The organism is Leucobacter sp. M11 (assembly GCF_035726885.1).
Taxonomy (GTDB): Bacteria; Actinomycetota; Actinomycetes; order Actinomycetales; family Microbacteriaceae; genus JAPFRB01.
Genome location: NZ_JAPFRB010000001.1, coordinates 80,153 through 80,849, shown reverse-complemented (window position 1 = coordinate 80,849; position 697 = coordinate 80,153). Strand labels below are relative to the sequence as shown.

1 pseudogene is annotated in these 697 nt (G+C 73.5%); it reads left to right on the top strand.

Going from position 1 to position 697, the window contains the following annotated elements:
* Window positions 1-35: 35 nt before the first annotated feature.
* A pseudogene (locus OOT08_RS00400) lies at window positions 36-697 on the top strand (hypothetical protein); the annotation flags it as partial.

Sequence of the window (697 nt, the reverse complement as noted above, 5' to 3'; positions counted from 1 at the left end):
TCGCCCCCGAGCCGCAAACTCCGAGTCGGGTGCGCTTGCCCGTCTTCGATGACGACGTTCCGCTCGATCCCGGACCGAGCACCCCGCTCGCCCTCCAGTTCGAGCTGCGCGAGCTGATCCCGCGCTCCTCCGATCGGTGGAACGGGCCGACCTCGCGGTCGATCAAAGCGGGCCAGGAGCCCGGCAGCGGCATCACTCGCCTCGGCACGCGTCCCGCGATGCGTACGGAACGCGGCTGGGCGCGCGGCACCCTCACCTGGTCCAACATTGGCCACCAGGGCAGCCGCCTGAACCTCGACCTGGAGCAGCAGCGCTGGTTCCGCCAGCTCGGGGCCCTGCACCGAGCCGCGGAAACGCTGACGGTCGGGCAGGACCCGAACTGGGTGTTTCTCGACGACTTCGTGAGCCCCGCCCTCTGGACGATGCTCGCGCAGGCGGAGCGGCTCGGCATCGCGCTCGTGGGCGCGGGCAGCCGGGCCACCGTGACCCTGCACCAGGAGGCCGCGTTCAGCCTCGACGCGAGCGAGGACGAGACGGGGGGCCTCCGGCTCAGCCCCCGCCTCCTCGTCGACGGGGCGGTCACCCCGGCCGAGGACACGGGCGCGATCGGCGACCACGGCCTCTACCTCGCCCGGCGCGAGGGGGACCGCTCGATCCGGCTCGCCCCGGTCTCCGCCGGGCTCAGCCCGGCGGAGAT